17 protein-coding genes and 2 tRNA genes are annotated in these 14210 nt (G+C 68.8%); 8 read left to right on the forward strand and 11 right to left on the reverse strand.

What is annotated here, in order from left to right:
- The first annotated feature begins 86 nt into the window (after positions 1-86).
- Both IEY12_RS06175 and IEY12_RS06180 read left to right on the forward strand, forming a co-directional pair.
- Positions 87-944, forward strand: a complete 858-nt coding sequence (locus IEY12_RS06175; RefSeq protein ID WP_188880376.1) for a hypothetical protein — start codon at positions 87-89, stop codon at positions 942-944.
- 48 nt (positions 945-992) lie between these two features.
- A complete protein-coding gene (locus IEY12_RS06180) occupies positions 993-1265 on the forward strand; it encodes an HAH_0734 family protein (RefSeq protein WP_123076984.1) in 273 nt (90 codons plus the stop codon).
- A gap of 155 nt (positions 1266-1420) precedes the next feature.
- Here the strand turns inward: IEY12_RS06180 and IEY12_RS06185 are convergent.
- From IEY12_RS06185 to hpt, 3 genes are all read right to left on the reverse strand, one after another.
- Positions 1421-1495, reverse strand: a tRNA-Met gene (locus tag IEY12_RS06185).
- A gap of 71 nt (positions 1496-1566) precedes the next feature.
- The gene (locus IEY12_RS06190; protein WP_188880377.1) at positions 1567-2247 is read right to left on the reverse strand and encodes a type 1 glutamine amidotransferase domain-containing protein; all 681 of its coding nucleotides are present in this window, start codon (positions 2245-2247) and stop codon (positions 1567-1569) included.
- Positions 2248-2340: 93 nt separating this feature from the next.
- Positions 2341-2907 (reverse strand): hypoxanthine/guanine phosphoribosyltransferase, encoded by a 567-nt coding sequence (hpt, locus tag IEY12_RS06195; protein WP_123076988.1) that lies wholly within the window; start codon positions 2905-2907, stop codon positions 2341-2343.
- A gap of 204 nt (positions 2908-3111) precedes the next feature.
- On the opposite strand from hpt, the gene IEY12_RS06200 reads away from it, so the two are divergent.
- Both IEY12_RS06200 and IEY12_RS06205 read left to right on the forward strand, forming a co-directional pair.
- Positions 3112-3624, forward strand: a complete 513-nt coding sequence (locus tag IEY12_RS06200) for a DUF7549 family protein (protein ID WP_188880378.1) — start codon at positions 3112-3114, stop codon at positions 3622-3624.
- 42 nt (positions 3625-3666) lie between these two features.
- Positions 3667-4020 carry a TRAM domain-containing protein gene (locus IEY12_RS06205; RefSeq protein ID WP_188880379.1) on the forward strand — a complete coding sequence of 118 codons (354 nt, stop codon included), beginning with the start codon at positions 3667-3669 and terminating at the stop codon, positions 4018-4020.
- A gap of 65 nt (positions 4021-4085) precedes the next feature.
- Here IEY12_RS06205 and IEY12_RS06210 read toward each other — a convergent pair.
- The 4 genes from IEY12_RS06210 to IEY12_RS16065 all read right to left on the reverse strand — a co-directional run bounded on the left by IEY12_RS06210 (position 4086) and on the right by IEY12_RS16065 (position 5679).
- A tRNA-Trp gene (locus IEY12_RS06210) sits at positions 4086-4262 on the reverse strand.
- A gap of 43 nt (positions 4263-4305) precedes the next feature.
- Positions 4306-4533: a DUF5795 family protein gene (locus tag IEY12_RS06215; RefSeq protein WP_188880380.1), complete on the reverse strand. Its 228-nt coding sequence runs from the start codon at positions 4531-4533 to the stop codon at positions 4306-4308.
- Positions 4534-4578: 45 nt separating this feature from the next.
- On the reverse strand, positions 4579-5451 hold the full coding sequence (locus tag IEY12_RS06220) for a DUF5794 domain-containing protein (protein WP_188880381.1): 873 nt from the start codon (positions 5449-5451) through the stop codon (positions 4579-4581).
- Positions 5452-5454: 3 nt separating this feature from the next.
- Positions 5455-5679 (reverse strand): DUF8099 family protein, encoded by a 225-nt coding sequence (locus IEY12_RS16065; protein WP_483866963.1) that lies wholly within the window; start codon positions 5677-5679, stop codon positions 5455-5457.
- Between the two features lie 276 nt (positions 5680-5955).
- On the opposite strand from IEY12_RS16065, the gene guaB reads away from it, so the two are divergent.
- Positions 5956-7455, forward strand: coding sequence for an IMP dehydrogenase (gene guaB / locus IEY12_RS06225; protein WP_188880382.1), 1500 nt, complete (start codon positions 5956-5958; stop codon positions 7453-7455).
- On the opposite strand, the gene coaBC is transcribed toward guaB, so the two are convergent.
- Positions 7452-8603: a bifunctional phosphopantothenoylcysteine decarboxylase/phosphopantothenate--cysteine ligase CoaBC gene (gene coaBC, locus IEY12_RS06230; RefSeq protein WP_188880383.1), complete on the reverse strand. Its 1152-nt coding sequence runs from the start codon at positions 8601-8603 to the stop codon at positions 7452-7454. The genes guaB and coaBC overlap by 4 nt on opposite strands.
- Before the next feature lie 46 nt (positions 8604-8649).
- The gene (locus IEY12_RS06235) at positions 8650-9399 is read right to left on the reverse strand and encodes an FAD-dependent oxidoreductase (RefSeq protein WP_188880384.1); all 750 of its coding nucleotides are present in this window, start codon (positions 9397-9399) and stop codon (positions 8650-8652) included.
- A gap of 129 nt (positions 9400-9528) precedes the next feature.
- Here IEY12_RS06235 and IEY12_RS06240 point away from each other — a divergent pair, with 129 nt between their 5' ends.
- A complete protein-coding gene (locus tag IEY12_RS06240; RefSeq protein WP_425433163.1) occupies positions 9529-10128 on the forward strand; it encodes an SRPBCC family protein in 600 nt (199 codons plus the stop codon).
- 323 nt (positions 10129-10451) lie between these two features.
- Here the strand turns inward: IEY12_RS06240 and IEY12_RS06245 are convergent, their stop codons facing one another.
- Positions 10452-11504 (reverse strand): M42 family metallopeptidase, encoded by a 1053-nt coding sequence (locus IEY12_RS06245; protein ID WP_188880386.1) that lies wholly within the window; start codon positions 11502-11504, stop codon positions 10452-10454.
- 761 nt (positions 11505-12265) lie between these two features.
- Between IEY12_RS06245 and IEY12_RS06250 the strand changes: the two genes are divergently transcribed.
- Positions 12266-13492, forward strand: coding sequence for an orc1/cdc6 family replication initiation protein (locus IEY12_RS06250; protein ID WP_188880387.1), 1227 nt, complete (start codon positions 12266-12268; stop codon positions 13490-13492).
- Positions 13493-13589: 97 nt separating this feature from the next.
- Entirely contained in the window at positions 13590-13847 is a 258-nt protein-coding gene (locus IEY12_RS06255) for an MTH865 family protein (RefSeq protein ID WP_188880388.1), read from the forward strand.
- Here the strand turns inward: IEY12_RS06255 and IEY12_RS06260 are convergent.
- Positions 13844-14173 (reverse strand): hypothetical protein, encoded by a 330-nt coding sequence (locus IEY12_RS06260; RefSeq protein WP_188880389.1) that lies wholly within the window; start codon positions 14171-14173, stop codon positions 13844-13846. The two genes, IEY12_RS06255 and IEY12_RS06260, sit on opposite strands and share 4 nt — an antisense overlap.
- Between the last annotated feature and the right edge of the window lie 37 nt (positions 14174-14210).

Consider the following 14210-nt stretch of genomic DNA (forward strand, 5'->3'; position numbering starts at 1 on the left):
GGCGATTTCAGCCATCAACCAGCAGAAACTCGCACCGCCTCGCTTTTCAGCCTTAACTAAACACCGCGTCTGCCACACCACCGCGTATGGCCCGCCGCGCCCTCCTCTGCTGCGTTATCCTCGTCGCGGGACTCGCCGTCGTCGCGACGCCCGCCGCCGCGCGCCCGCCGCCACAGCCCGTCTCGGGCTTCGACGGGTTCGGAGACGACGCGTACGCGCCCGTGAACTACCCATCGACGGACACGGCGGACGTCACCGTTGACGTCGCCGTCCACGCGAACGGCACGAGCACGTGGACGGAGTCGACGACGCTCACCGATCCCGACGCCGCCGACGCCTTCCGCGAGAACGCGAGCCTTCGGGAAACCGTCGTCGCCGCCCGCTTCGCCCACCGGTTCGACCGCGACACCGCACACCTCCGCTCGCGCGTCGCGAACGACACGCTCGTCGTCACCTATCGCCTCGACGGCGTCGTTCACGAGGCCGGCGGCGGCGTCCTCCTCGCGCCGTTCGCCGACTACACCAACGACTACTACCCGGGCGACGCGGACGTGACCATCGAGGCGCCAGCGGGCGACCGGGTCACCGGCCACCCGGAGGCGATGGTCGTCGCGGACGGCGGCACGACGCTCCGCTGGAACGCATCGACCGGTGTCGGTGACGCCGGCGTCTCGCCCGGCCTCGTGACGTTCACACCGGCGGGCGCGGCGTTCCCGGGCGTTCGCGCGGAACTCGTCGTCCTCGCTACCTACGGCCTCCCGACGCTCGGCGTCGGCGGCGTCTACGCGCTCCTCGTCGGCGTCCCGTTCGGCCTCCTCCTCAGCGGCGTCCCGCGACTCGCCGGCCGCGCCAGCCGAGACGTCCGCGCGAGCGTGCTCGCCGTCGGCCTCGCCGTCTCGCTCGTCGGCGTCGGCGTGCACGTCGTCGCGCGGCGCGTGCGCTAGCGTCGCCAGTGCGAAGCGTTTAATCGACCTCCCACGGAAGCCCCGTGCATGAAGCGGCTCATCATCCACGGGGACCCCGGCGTGCGCAACGGCGCCGTCATCGAGCGCGACGGCGACGAGAAGGTCCTGTTCGGCGTGACCCGCAACGGCGACTGGCACGGCCCCGAGCGCGTCCAGCTCTGGTGCGTCATGGGCGACCGCGAGGAGTACGAGGACTACGAGAAGCGCAACTACATCCCCCACTGGCTCGACGTCGAAACCGTCGACGCCGAGGACGTCACCGTCGTCACCGAGTCGGAGACGTCGCTCTCCTTCGACTGAGAACGCGGTCTTTCCGCGTGGATGCCGCTACACGAGTAGTGACGATATCGGGCGAGGGAACCCGCCGAGACGAATCGAGTCCGACAGAAGGCGATGGGCCGTCGAAGTGATGGCACGTCGAAGCACGGCGCTTCGAGGCGTGAGTGCAGGAGAAGTAGCGGGAGGTAGATTTGAACTACCGATCTCCGGGTTATGAGCCCGGCGGAATCTCCTGGCTATCCCATCCCGCTGATTCTTCGTAACGCCCTCCTGCGGATAAGGCTTGCGAAGGGCGGTGCCGTGTGGCAGTTTCTACCTCGGCTCAGAGGTCGAGTTCGTCCGCGAACGCCTCGGCGGCGGCGGCCGAGGATTCGGGCCCGCGCGCAGTGACGAGGTCGCCGTCGACCGTGACCGACGCGTCCGCGTCGAGTTCGGCGTCCCACTCGGCGCCCGCCGCGACGACCTCGTCCTCGACCCAGTAGGGGAGCTTACGCCCGTCCGGGAGGCGGTCGTGCTCGTCGACGATTCCCTCCTCCCACGCGTTCGGGAAGCCCGTGACCGACCGCCCCGCAACGAGGAAGTCGCCGTCGGAGTCGCGCGTGAACGCGAGGATGCCGACGGCGTGACAGACGACGAGCGCCTTCCCGTCGTCGCCGGCGACGCTCTCGCGGAGGAGGCCGCGGGCGTCGCGGTCCTGATTCACGTCCCACGCCGTCCCGTGTCCGCCCGGGAAGACGACCGCGTCGTAGTCCCCGGCATCCACTGCGGCGAGCGGTTCGGGGTCGTTCAGGCGCTCGTCGCTCTCGTGAACGTCGAGGACCCAGTCGGCCGTCTCCTCGCCGACGCTCTCCGGGTCGACCGAGCGCTCGTCCACCACCGGCGGCTCACCGGTCGGCGTCGCGACCGTGACCTCGGCGCCGCGCTCGTCCAGCGTCGTGAGCGGCTCGATACACTCCTCTCCCCAGTAGCCTTCTTCGCTGACGACGAACAGAACAGACGTCATACACCCACCCGTTCGTGCGTCCCGCGCAAAACAGTGTCTTCGGTCGTGGCGCTTGCCGCCTCCACGCGTCGGCGGCGCGCGTCTCCGCGAGCGTCAGTCGTCGCCGTGCTCGTCCGTGATGACGACCTCGCCGTCGACGACGTCGACGTTGATGAGCGTCTTCACGTCGACCCCCGAGTCGTCGAGTTCGTTCGGGCCCTCCTTCTTGATGACGGCGACGACGTCGGAGACGTCCGCGCCGATGTGGTCGAGGGCGTCCGTGATCGCGCGCAGCGTCCCGCCCGTCGAGAGGACGTCGTCGAGGACGAGCACGCGGTCGCCCTCGAAGACGTCGTTGATGTACATCTCGGACTCCGAGTAGCCCGTCTGCTGCGTGAGCGAGACCTCGCCGTCGAGACCGTACTGCCGCTTGCGGATGACCACCAGGGGAATGTCGGTCATCAGCGACACCGCCGTCGAGATGTGGATACCCATCGCGGCGGGCGTGACGATCTTGTCGACGTCCTCGATCTCGGCCTTCCGGATGATGCGGATGACGATCTCCCGGAGGAGCTCGGGTTCGAGCATCGGGACGCCGTCGCTGATCGGGTGTACGAAGTAGTGATACCCTTCCTTCTCGATGATCGGCGCATCGAGCAGCGACTGCTTCAGTCTATCCATGTCGCCTCTTCTCGCGCGAGCAATAAAGCCTGACGGAACTTTCGGCGCTTCGATAGCGTGTACCGTAGCGCAGTGACACTACCGCACGCGACACCCTCACGGCCTCGCCCAGCGCGACGATGGGCGCTACACCGTCCTCTCCTCGTGGGAAGGCCCGACGCCCGAGTCGGGTACGTTTATGCCGCCGTCGCGGATACCTCCGCTATGCCTCGCTGGACCGCCGCCGAGTACGAGAACCCGCTCGCCGTCCTCTTCGTCTGGGTGAGCGCACTCCTCCCGTGGGAAGTCGCCTCCGCGACCCTCTCGAATCCCGACGTCTCCGTCCTCTTCGTCCGCTGGCCGCTCTTCCAGTTGCGTCGCGTCACCAGTCGCATCGACGGCGCCAGCGACCTCATGTTCACCACCTCCGTCGGCGCCTACCAGTACCAGGGAACGACGACCATTGCCACCGGCTACCTCGTCTGGAGCGTCGTCTCCGTCGCCTTCCTCGCGCTCCTCGCGTTCAGTGTCGCCTTCTACCTCGAGGAGGACGCCGTCATCGACCGACTCGACCGCCCCGCGCGACTCGTCGGCGCCGCGCTCTGCTGCACCGGCCTCGGCTACCTCGTCGCCGCCAGCGCCATCTATCGGACGGGATTCGCCGGCCTCCACGTCCCACTCGGCGCGCTCTTCCAACTCGCCTTCGGCGTCCTCCTCCTCACCAACGACCCCGCCTGAGCGAACCGTTCGCGATAAGTGAGCCCCGGCCGACGGGCCCGTATGGACCTCCCCACGGTCGCCGCCGGCGTCGGCGTCGGAATCGTCCTCCTCGCCGCCCTCGCCGTCTGGTGGCGCCGCCGAACCGCCGAGCGGCGCGCCTCGAAGCGCGCGCACGACGCCGCCCAAGAACGCGACCCGCCCGTCGAGATCGGCGAGACCTACGAGTTCGGCGTCACCGACTTCAGCGACCACCACTCCGGCGAACGCGTCGCCGTCGGCAAAGTCGAGGGCTTCGTCCTCTTCACCGAAGACGTCCCCGATGACCTCGCCGAAGGCGACGTCATCCGCGCCAAGGTCACGTCCTTCAACAGCGGCCGCACCTCCGCCGACGCGATCTACCGAGAGCGCGCCTAACCGTCTCCCGAAAAGAGCCCTCGTGGACGACACGCATCGCTCGACGATCTGTATCGGAGTAGAAATGGGGCCGGAGGGATTTGAACCCCCGATCGACTGATATCTCCGGTGCGCCTCGGAACTCCAGAGGGTCGTCGTCGCGAGCCGATGATCAGTCGGTCGCTCGGTATACCAGTCTGGAATTTCGTCCCGGGCGCGTGGCCTCTGGAGTCAGTCGCCATCCCTGGCTTGGCCACAGCCCCTCGCATCGCTTCGTATGCCGATTCTGCCTAAATGGGTTTCGATTCAGTCCCGGTCGGTCTCGCTCCAGTCGCACTCCTGGCACTTGCGGCCGACGACGTACTCGGTGATGCTGGGCATGTAGCCGACTTCGAGGACGTCGCCGCCGCAGTTCGGGCACTCCCGGTCGGTGTCCTCGATGGCTTCGGCTTCCATGACGTCGCCGTCCTCGATGAGTTCGGCGAGGTGCTGGGGCGTGACCATGCGGCCCTGCACGACGCGGGTATCGGGCATACGCGTAGCGTGCGACCCGAAGGCGGGTAAGCGCTCCGCTCCGGTCTACAGCCAGGGGGCGCGTTCGTCGGCGCCGTCCTCGCCGGGGTACCCGTAGGGGGCGGGGCCGTCTTCGGCGGGTTCCTCTTCGCCGCCGTCGGTGGTCGCGGCGGCGGGAACGGCGTCCGCTTGGCCGGGTTCGATGGCGAGGAGGCCGGCGAGCGCGAAGACGGGGAGGGCGGCGCCGTCGGGAACGATGCCGAAGAGCGAGAGCGCGAGAGTGCCGAGGGCGACGGCGCTCCCGAAGCGGAAGCGGTCGATGTCGAGGAGGCGCCGGAGGTGGGGTTCGAGGAGCGCGACGCCGAGCGCGAACGCGACGGCGACGGTGGCGGCGCCGGCGGCGCCGGCGACGATCGTGGGATCGACGTCGACGACGAGCGCGAACGACGACGGCCGGACGCTCGCGAGGAGCCCGAGCGCGACGATGACACCGGGGCTGGGGAGGTAGTCACCAATGCGCGTGCTCGCGGTCTTCGCGGCGATGGCGAGCACGACGAAGGCGGCGAAGCGCTCGAAGACCCCCGTGTCGAGGAGGCTCGCGACGGTGGGGGCGAGCGCGGCGACGGCGAGCGACCCGAGGACGAGCGGGACGCCGACGAGGAGGACGGACTGAGCCTTCTCGCGGCGACTCCCCTGCATGTCGACGAGGACGACGGCGACGGTGGCGCTCCCGCCGAAGACGAGCAGGCCGATCTGGAGGATGCCCGTAGGTATGACGAGCGACCCGACGGTCGTCGTCTGGGTGAGCGCGCCGCTGAGGACGAGCGCGGCGAAGATGCCGTCGACGAGCGGGAGGAGCATGACGGTGGCGAGGAGTCGCGTCGCGCCGCCGACACGCTGCTCTAGGCGAAGGGCGATGGGGTGCCGTGAGATGCTCATCGCTCAGGCTGGATGGCCGTCACCATCGGCCGAGCGGTGATATCCCCGACGATGCGGCGATGACTCGACAGCCATCTGCCGCCGCCAGAAGGTGGTGGCTCCCGTAAATGTCCCGGTGGTCTCGCAGAGTTTTGTAAAGTCGCCGGAGCGCTGGAGCTGGTTGCCGGCGATGCGGACTGCGACGGGACCGTGGGAGTCCATACGTGAGTGTTTCCGGTTCACGTCCATAAACGTTGTGTGACACGAGTGGCCACGTAGCGTCCGATCGTCACGGGAACGCCGCCCACAAGACACGATAGCACACAAATACCCTATCTAAACTGACGTCCGGTCAAATTTCGAGTTCTCGCGGCCGGATCGTACACGTTCGTTCACGAACGGTGGTCGAACGTGGAGCGCTCGCACGGCAATGCTTGCCTCTGGATATGCACGACCGTGACAGTATCACACCCGATTCTCCGCCGGTTACGGAACGTTTTTGCGTATCGCGCGAACACGGTTTACATGGCGAACGACGAGCGATCACGCACCCGATTCTCCGACAAACTCGACGTCCCCGAAGCGCTCACGTTCGACGACGTGTTGCTCCGGCCCGCCGAGAGCCGCGTCGAACCGGACGAGGCCGACGTCTCCACGCGCGTCTCGCGAAACGTCTCGATCAACGTCCCCATTCTCTCCGCCGCGATGGACACCGTCACGGAGAGCGAACTCGCCATCGCGATGGCGCGCGAGGGCGGCCTCGGCGTCCTCCACCAGAACCTCGACGACGACGAACTCGTCGCCGAGATCGAGCGCGTGAAGCGCGCGGACGAGCTCGTCATCCGCCGCGAGGACGTTGTCACCGCCGCCCCCGAGCAGACCATCGACGAGGTCGACGCGATGATGGAGCACGAAGGCGTCTCCGGCGCGCCCGTCGTCGACGACGACGACACGGTGTTGGGGATCATCTCCGGCACCGACATCCGCCCCTACCTCGAGGTCGGCGAGGAGGACACCGTCCGGGAGGCGATGACGGACGAAGTCATCACCGCGAGCGAGGACGTCGACGCGCGCGACGCCCTCGAACTCATGTACGAGCACAAGATCGAGCGCGTCCCCATCGTGGACGAGGACGACCGGCTCGTCGGCCTCGTCACGATGCAGGGCATCCTCGCGCGCCGCGAGCACGAGGACGCCGCGCGCGACGACGAGGGCGGCCTCCGCGTCGGCGTCGCCGTCGGCCCCTTCGACGTCGAGCGCGCGAAAGCCGCCGACGGGGCGGGCGCGGACGTCGTCTTCATCGACTGCGCGCACGCGCACAACCTGAACGTCATCGACTCCGCCCGCGAGATCAAGGCGGAGATCGACGCTGACGTCGTCGTCGGGAACGTCGGCACCGCCGAGGCCGCCGAGGACATCGTGGACTTCGCGGACGGCATCAAGGTCGGCATCGGCCCCGGTTCCATCTGCACGACGCGCGTCGTCTCCGGCGCCGGGATGCCCCAGATCACCGCCGTCTCGCAGGTCGCCGACGTCGCCGCCGACTACGACGTCCCCGTCATCGCCGACGGCGGCATTCGCTACTCCGGCGACGCCGCGAAGGCGTTCGCCGCCGGGGCGGACGCCGTGATGCTCGGCTCCTACTTCGCCGGCACCGACGAGGCCCCCGGGCGAGTCATCACCATGAACGGCAAGAAGTACAAGCAGTACCGCGGCATGGGGTCGGTCGGCGCGATGCAGTCCGGCGGCGGCGAGCGCTACCTCAAGGAGGACGACGAGGACGAGGAGTACGTCCCCGAGGGCGTCGAGGCCGCGACGCCGTACAAGGGCCCGCTCGCGAGCGAGCTCCACCAGCTCGTCGGCGGCATCCAATCGGGGATGGGCTACGTCGGCGCCGCGACAATCGCCGAGTTCAAGAACGACTCCGAGTTCGTCCGCGTCTCCTCGGCCGGCCAGACCGAGGGCCACGCCCACGACGTCATGATCACGGACGAAGCGCCGAACTACAGCCCGGGCGACAACTAGCGCTCCGCCGCGAGTTCGTCCGCGACGCGCAGTCCCAGTCCGTCCTTCGTTCCGGTGTACTCCTCGTAGCCGTCCGCGCGCACGACGAGCGCGCGAGTTTCCTCGCGACCCATGACGCTCGCGTCGTTCGCGACGACGAACGCGAGACCCGCGCGCTCCATGATGCGGCGCGCTTGGGCGACCATCGCGTCGTCGTCGCCGCTCGTCTCCGCCTTGAACCCGACGAGCGTGAGGTCGGGGTGGGCCTCGCGGACGGCATCGAGGAGCTTCGGCGTCGGCGCGAGCTCGAGGACGAGTTCGCCGCCGCTCCGTATCTTCTCCTCGGCCGGTTCGACGGTGTAGTCGGAGATGGCGGCGACGGAGCAGACGGCGTCGGCGTCGGCGCAGGCCTCGAGGACGGCGTCGAGCATCTCCTCGGCCGACTCGACGTGCGTCACGGCCGCGTACGGGACGTCCTCGCCGTCGTGAACGAGCGTGACGTCCGCGCCCCGGACGTAGCAGGCGCGCGCGACGGCGCGGCCGGTGCGGCCCGAGGCGCGGTTCGTCAACACGCGCACGGGGTCGATGCGCTCGCTCGTCGCGCCCGACGTGACGACGACGTGGTCGCCGTCGAGGGGGCGGTCGCCGGCGGCGCGCGCGACGTCGAGGCAGATGGCGTCGACGCTCGCGATCTTCGCTTTCCCCTCCTCGACGCGCGGGTCGACGAAGTCGACGCCCCACGACTCGACGCGCTCGATGCTCTCCAGCACGCCGGGATGGTCGTACATCGGCTCGTGCATCGCGGGCGCGACGACGACGGGGACGCCCGCGCCGAGCGCCGTCGTCGCCGTCGTCGTGACCGGCGTGTCGTCGACGGCGGCCGCCATCTTCCCGACGGTGTTCGCGGTCGCGGGCGCGACCAAGTAGACGTCCGCCCACCCCTCGACCCCGCAGAGCTCGACGTGCTCGACGGCGCCCGTGATCTCGGTGACGACGTCGCGCTCGGTGGCGAACTCGACGGCCCACGGGTGGACGATACCGCGCGCGCTCTCCGACATGACGGCGCGGACGGACGCGCCGCGCCGCCGGAGCTCGTGCGCGAGTTCGACCACCTTCACCGCCGCGATGCTCCCGGTGACGCCGAGCGCGACGTTCACACCCTCTAGCATGGCTCAGTCTCCGCGTCCGCGACAGTAAAACCGTCCGCCTTCCGCCCTACTCGTCCGCGTCGTCGGCGACGCTCGGATGCATGGTCGGTTCCTCGGGGTGGCGCTCGTCGAACGCCTCCCGCATGCGCGCCATCGCGTCGCGCTCGCGTTCCGCGCGCTCGCCCTCGTCGATCTCCTCGACGCCCGGCGGGACGTCGCGCCCGCGGCCCGTGAAGTAGCCCTCGGGGGCGACCCAGTCGTGGTAGTAGGGGACGTCGGAGTCCTCGACGACGGACAGGCCGACCTTCGCGCCGTGGCCGGCGACGATGGCGGCCTGATGGGGTTCGGCGGCGAGGCGGCCCGCGACGTAGAGGCCCGCCACGTCGGTCCGCCCGCGGTCGTCGGCCCGAACGTACGTCTTCGAGCCGTGCTGGTCGCGGTCGAGGTCGAAGCCGTCGAGGTAGCCGGGGTTCGACTTCGTCGCCGCGATCGCGTAGTCGCCCGCGTAGGCCTCGTCGCCCGCCGTGTCGGCGACGAACCGACCCTCAGAACGTCGCAGGGAGACGACTTCGCCGGTGACGAGGTCGGCGCCAGCCTCCGTCGCTTGCTCCTCGAGGAGGTCGAGGAACGTCCGGGAGTTCACGCCCGCCGGGAAGCCGGGGACGTTCTCGAGGTGGCCGTTGCGCCGGAGGATGGACTCGCCGGCGTTGACGACGGTGGTCTCGAAGCCCGCGCGGGCTGTGTAGAGTGCGGCGTTCAGTCCGGCGACGCCGCCGCCGACGACGACGACGCTCGGCCGGGGAGTGGAGTCGCTCATACCGCACCGATACGGAGTCAGCGGTTACAACGGTTGCGGACCCGGTGACGGCGCCGAACGCTGACGTGACCCGGGCGCGACGTCGCGTCCCGGTCGCCCCACGGCTCGCGACGGATTCACCGACCACTTATGCCGGTCGCGCGCGCACGGAGACGCGTGAAGACCGTCGAGGTCAGTACGACCGTCTACGCCCCCCGCGAGGAGGTCTACGACTTCCTGCTCGACTTCCCCGGATACGCCGACTACTCGAAGCACCTCGAGTCCGTCCGCGCGGACGGCGACGGCGAGCCGGGAACCGAGTACCACCTCACGTTCGCGTGGTGGAAGCTCGACTACACGCTCCACTCGCGCGTCACGGACGTCGAGCGCCCCGCACGCATCGACTGGGAGGTGACGAAGGACCTCGACGCCGCCGGCCAGTGGCTCGTCGAGGAACGGGAGGCCGGTGATGGCCGGAGCGACGCGGACGGTGGAGTGCCCGACGAGGGTGAGGCGGGCGGCGAGGGTGCGACGGGGGACGCCGACGCGTGTCGCGTCCGCCTCGTCGTCACCTACGACCCGAACTCGGCCGACGGGGCCCTCGACCTCCCGATGTTCGTCTCGCTCGACTGGGTGATCGAGAAGGTCGCGGACCTCGTCGTCGAGGAGGGCGAGCGCGTCGTCGAGCGCGTCGTCGCCGACCTCGAGGGTGAGCGCCGCAGGGTCGACCTCGACGTCTCGGTCTACTGATCATGTTTTCGGGGGACGGGTGAGCGGAGCGCGCGGGACTAGCGTGACCGCAGGTCCCACAAGGATGGGGAAGGCGCGAACGCTTCGCGTGAAACTCGCGCCAGTAGGCGCGAGTACGCTGGACCGCGCCGCAGCCAACGATAGAGACAGTGGCGGTGCTGAACAATCCACGGATAGGGTGTCCGCGAATCGAGTGGTTCGAAGAACCCGGTAGGTTCGCGGTTCTCTCGCCGTAGGCGAGGTCAAGAGCCGACCAGCGGGAGGCTCGCAGACTTTTGTTCGAGCTTTTGCAAGCGACCGAAGGGAGCGCAGCAAAAGGTCGTCTAGAGCTGGTAGTCGTGCGCGCCGTCCTCGGTGTCGAGGACGGCGGCGAGCAGGTCGACGGTCGCGTCGATGTCGTCCTCGTGGGCGGCCTCCGTCACGGTGTGCATGTAGCGGAGCGGGACGCTGATCGCGCCGACGGGTTTCGCGCCGTTCGTGTTCTGGAAGCCCGCGGTGTCCGTCCCGCCGGCGGGGAGCACTTCGAGTTGGTGCGCGATGTCGCGCGTCTCCGCGACGGACTGCATGCGCTTGTGGACCTTCGGGTTCGTGATGACGCTCCCGTCCTTGAGTTTGATCGCCGCGCCCTCGCCGAGCTCGGTGACGTGCTTCGATTCGTCGGAGAACTGCGGGATGTCGTTCGCGACGGTGACGTCGAGCGCGAGCGCGAGGTCGGGGTCGAGGTCGACGCCGAGCGCCTTCGCCCCCCGGAGGCCGACCTCCTCCTGAACGGTCGCCGCGAAGTGGACGGTGACGTCGGGGGTGATGCGTTTGGCGGCTTCGAGCATCGCGAAGAGACAGACCCGGTCGTCCATCGACTTCCCGGTGACGGTGTCGCCGAGCACGCGCGTGTCCTGTGCCATCGTCACGACGTCGCCCACGGAGACGAGGTCCGCGACCGTCTCGCCGTCGCGCCCGAGGTCGACGTAGAGGTCCGCGACCTCGTCGGTCGATTCGCGCTCCTCCTCGCTCATCGTGTGCGGGGGCGGCGAGCCGATGACGCCCTCGATGTCGCCCTCGCTCGCGTGGACGGTGACGCGCTGGGCGCGCAGGACGCGGGGGTCCCACCCGCCGAGCGCGTCGAGCTTCAGGAAGCCCGCGTCGGTGACGTGCGTCACCATGAAGCCGATTTCGTCCATGTGCGCGGCGACCGCCACCTCGTAGTCAGGGGTTTCGGCGCCCTCGACGGTGGCGACGACGTTCCCCATCGCGTCCGTCCGGATGTCGTCCACGACGTCGGCGAGTTCGCGCCGGACGATGTCGCGGATGCGGTCCTCGTGCCCGGGCGCGCCGTGCGACTCGGTGAGTTCGCGCAGCAGATCGTAATTGGCGTCCATACGCGGGACGAGTCGGGGCCGAGACATAAACACCGGACCCTCGTCGCCGCGTCCGTCCCGCTGACTGGGCGTCGACGGAGCACCCACCCGATCGACCGAGACCGAGACCGAGGGCGACCGATAGCTCCTCCCCCACCCCGCGTTTCCGTCGTTCCACGTCGGAAGCCGAGGGCCGTGGGAGTCTCCCCCACCCCACGTTTCCGACGTCTCTCTTTCGAGAGCGGGGGCAGGGACCCATCCATCCACCGACCCACCCACCCCACGTTTCCGTCGTACGCGCCACGAACGGGGTGGGGTAGTTCCGGACGCCGAGCGGACCGGATTGGAGACCACACGGTGACCGAACGTGAACCACGCACCTTCAAGTACGCACCCGCCGTACTGTCCACTAACGCTCTTTCGCGTACTGTCGGAACGAACCGTCGTTCGTGTAGACGGTCGAAACGCACCGCTGGTGGCGCGTCTTCGCCCCGCCTTCCTTCACGCACCTCGCCGCGCGGGCGGACGGTTCGCTTCCTCACCGACCACCTCTTCTCCACCCCCTCCCCTCGCCGCCGCGATACGTCGGAAACACGGGGTGGGTGGGACCCCCATCGTTTCACGTTCCACGCCGCGTGAGAAACAACTCTCGACGCCCCATTCGCATAGAACCACACGCACAACCCCGGAGGCTGGCGATCAACCCCAGGGACACGTCGGAAACGTGGGGTGGCGACTTCGCGGGGTTTATGCCCGCGAGTCGACACAGGACGGACACGCGAATGGCGCCCGACTCCTCCTCTATCGACGACCCCCTCTTCGACGCCGGCCACCACATCTTCGCGAACAAGGACCTCCTGAAGACCGGCCACGTTCCCGAAGCCGACCGCATCGTCGGCCGCGACGAGGAGATCTCGAAGCTCGCGACGCGCCTCAACGGCGCCGTCCACGGCTACTCCCCGGAGAACGTGATGGTCTACGGGAAGACGGGAACGGGGAAGTCCCTCGTCTCCCGGCACGTCTGTCAGCGCGCGCGCAACGCCGCGCAGGACGGCGTCACCATCGGCACGGCGTACGTCGACTGCGCGGAGGACGACACGGAGACGCAGGCCGTCTCCTCGCTCGCCGCGAAACTGAACGACGAGGCGGAGACCGGCATCTCCGTGCCGCACACCGGCCTCAGCACGTCGAAGTACTACAAGCTCCTCTGGGAGACGCTCGACGCCCAGTACGACTCGACCATCGTCGTCCTCGACGAGGTCGACCTGATGGACGACGACAGCGTCCTGATGAAGCTCTCGCGCGCCGAGGAGGCCGGAAAGATAACCGGGAGCATCGGCATCATCGCCATCAGCAACAAGATCCAGTACATCGACGACCTGAACGAGCGCGTCAAGAGCAGCTTCCAGCACAAGGAGCTCTTCTTCAAGCCCTACGACGCGAACCAGCTCCGCGAGATCATGTACAACCGGCGCGACGCCTTCCGCGAGGGCGTCCTCTCGGAGGACGTCATCCCGCTCTCGGCGGCGTTCGCCGCACAGGAGCACGGGGACGCCCGGAAGGCCATCGACATCCTCCGGCACGCCGGCGAAGTCGCCTTCGAGGAGGAGGCCGACACCGTCCGCGAGCACCACGTCCGGCAGGCCCAACAGCACGCGGAGAAGGACCGCTTTCGCGAGCTCGTCAGCGGCGCGCCGACGCAGGCGAAGGCGGCGCTCCTCGCGCTCACTGAGCTCTCCATCAACGCGAGCGGTGACGCCTTCCTCACGAGTCAGGTCTACGACCAGTACGAGCGCGTCTGCGAGTTCCTCGACATGGACGTCCTCTCCGTGCGGCGCTTTCGGGACATCCTGAAGGAGCAGGCGTTCCTCGGCGTCGTCGAAATCGAGAAGATCAACAAGGGGAGCGCGGGCGGCATCCACCTCCAGAACCGCCTCATCGAGGACGCGCAGGTCGTCCGCGAGACGATCCTCGAGGACGCCCGGATGGGCGACTGGGCGAGCGAGTAGGGCAGTCCGGACGAGCGTGCCGTCGAGACGACGACGGCCGGGTTTCCGGGCGCCGGCCAGACACAATCCTTTTCCGGGTTCTCGGCGACGAACGCCCATGAGCGATGCAGAAGCCGACCTCCGCGAGGAGCTCACGGCGGCCTTCGAGGACGCGGACTACCCCGTGACGAGCATGACGAGCCTCCTCCCCGAACTCTCGCGCGGCCCGATGACGAAGTTCAGTGCCGGCGAGCGGACGTACTCCGCGATGGAGCTCGCGAAACTCCTCTCCGGCCACGAGGAGTTCCCCTACGAGGACGTCGAGGGCCTCGTCGACGACGTGATCGCTGGCCTCAAAGCAGAGGGCGAGCTCTAGTCGCGCCGCCAGTAGACGAGGACGGCGAGCAGCCCGCAGACGGCGACGCCGACGACGTTCCAGCCGACGAACGCGAGCGCCATCCCGACGGCGAAGGCGATGATGGCGGCGTCGTGGGCGTGCTCGCGTCCGGTGTAGAGCATCCAGCACGCCGCGAGTTCGCCGAGCGCGACGGCGAACGCGAGCGCGCCGAGGCCGAGTTCGCCGAGCGTGCCGTCGCCGAGCGCGACGAGCGCGTAGCCGGTGAGGGCGCTGATCGCGACGGCGAGGAGGCCGGCGACGGCGAGCAGTTTCGAGGCCGTGTCGGCGCGCGGTGAGTCGGTCATACGTCCCGTTGCCCCCCCGAGGGAGTTAGGCCCACGG

It is taken from the genome of Halarchaeum grantii (assembly GCF_014647455.2).
Lineage (GTDB): Archaea > Halobacteriota > Halobacteria > Halobacteriales > Halobacteriaceae > Halarchaeum > Halarchaeum grantii.

What these genes read in the sequence shown, in the direction of transcription:
- guaB (WP_188880382.1), top strand. Translation starts at nt 5,956, where the DNA reads ATGGCGAACGACGAGCGATCACGCACCCGATTCTCCGACAAACTCGAC.
- IEY12_RS06180 (WP_123076984.1), top strand. Translation starts at nt 993, where the DNA reads ATGAAGCGGCTCATCATCCACGGGGACCCCGGCGTGCGCAACGGCGCC.
- IEY12_RS06235 (WP_188880384.1), bottom strand. Translation starts at nt 9,399, where the DNA reads ATGAGCGACTCCACTCCCCGGCCGAGCGTCGTCGTCGTCGGCGGCGGC.
- IEY12_RS06240 (WP_425433163.1), top strand. Translation starts at nt 9,529, where the DNA reads ATGCCGGTCGCGCGCGCACGGAGACGCGTGAAGACCGTCGAGGTCAGT.
- IEY12_RS16065 (WP_483866963.1), bottom strand. Translation starts at nt 5,679, where the DNA reads ATGGACGTGAACCGGAAACACTCACGTATGGACTCCCACGGTCCCGTC.
- IEY12_RS06220 (WP_188880381.1), bottom strand. Translation starts at nt 5,451, where the DNA reads ATGAGCATCTCACGGCACCCCATCGCCCTTCGCCTAGAGCAGCGTGTC.
- coaBC (WP_188880383.1), bottom strand. Translation starts at nt 8,603, where the DNA reads ATGCTAGAGGGTGTGAACGTCGCGCTCGGCGTCACCGGGAGCATCGCG.
- IEY12_RS06190 (WP_188880377.1), bottom strand. Translation starts at nt 2,247, where the DNA reads ATGACGTCTGTTCTGTTCGTCGTCAGCGAAGAAGGCTACTGGGGAGAG.
- IEY12_RS06215 (WP_188880380.1), bottom strand. Translation starts at nt 4,533, where the DNA reads ATGCCCGATACCCGCGTCGTGCAGGGCCGCATGGTCACGCCCCAGCAC.
- IEY12_RS06205 (WP_188880379.1), top strand. Translation starts at nt 3,667, where the DNA reads ATGGACCTCCCCACGGTCGCCGCCGGCGTCGGCGTCGGAATCGTCCTC.
- hpt (WP_123076988.1), bottom strand. Translation starts at nt 2,907, where the DNA reads ATGGATAGACTGAAGCAGTCGCTGCTCGATGCGCCGATCATCGAGAAG.
- IEY12_RS06250 (WP_188880387.1), top strand. Translation starts at nt 12,266, where the DNA reads ATGGCGCCCGACTCCTCCTCTATCGACGACCCCCTCTTCGACGCCGGC.
- IEY12_RS06260 (WP_188880389.1), bottom strand. Translation starts at nt 14,173, where the DNA reads ATGACCGACTCACCGCGCGCCGACACGGCCTCGAAACTGCTCGCCGTC.
- IEY12_RS06255 (WP_188880388.1), top strand. Translation starts at nt 13,590, where the DNA reads ATGAGCGATGCAGAAGCCGACCTCCGCGAGGAGCTCACGGCGGCCTTC.
- IEY12_RS06200 (WP_188880378.1), top strand. Translation starts at nt 3,112, where the DNA reads ATGCCTCGCTGGACCGCCGCCGAGTACGAGAACCCGCTCGCCGTCCTC.
- IEY12_RS06245 (WP_188880386.1), bottom strand. Translation starts at nt 11,504, where the DNA reads ATGGACGCCAATTACGATCTGCTGCGCGAACTCACCGAGTCGCACGGC.
- IEY12_RS06175 (WP_188880376.1), top strand. Translation starts at nt 87, where the DNA reads ATGGCCCGCCGCGCCCTCCTCTGCTGCGTTATCCTCGTCGCGGGACTC.